Here is a 470-nt window from a genome sequence, read left to right as displayed (position 1 = left end):
CCTGCAGCATCTTCATCTAAGTGCAGAAATGCACTTATTTAACCAAATTTTCTTCAAATCTGATCAATTAGAGGTATTAGTACACCTATTTGCAACATTCCATTCTTGTTTGTTAAAAACAGGTGCACTTTTACACTTATTTGCTCTCCACTATTGGTTCGCGCACATTACAATCATACGACGATCATCGATGATGCTGGATATGGTCAGTCTGAGTTATTATGCGCTACAAGCAGCAAGCAGGGGAAAAACTGAGCTGCGAGGAAGGATATTCGCTGTCGGTAAGACGAATGATTGAACCCAAAAGTATTTTAGGGCAGATAAAGAATAACCAAGGATTCCGGSGTTTCTGCTTCGCAGCTTACCTAAGGTAAGTCTGGAGGTCGGGTGGCTTTCGCTTGCCCATAATCCTATGAAGCAAGCATAGACCAGAATAGAAAAATAGCAGTACATAGAAAAATAGCAGTACA

1 protein-coding gene and 1 pseudogene are annotated in these 470 nt (G+C 40.7%); both read left to right on the top strand.

The annotated features are described in order from the left end of the window. Positions 1 to 298: hypothetical protein (locus AC1DPK_RS34290; protein WP_477513032.1), on the top strand; the 298-nt coding region annotated here is incomplete at its 5' end. Continuing rightward, positions 222 to 427: pseudogene (locus AC1DPK_RS34285) on the top strand (transposase); the annotation flags it as partial. The gene AC1DPK_RS34290 and the pseudogene AC1DPK_RS34285, both read left to right, overlap by 77 nt. Positions 428 to 470 lie beyond the last annotated feature (43 nt).

Source organism: Paenibacillus sp. 01T424 (genome assembly GCF_056398745.1).
The sequence above is the reverse complement of the archived record's forward strand: the minus strand, read 5'-3'. Positions and strand labels throughout refer to the sequence as shown.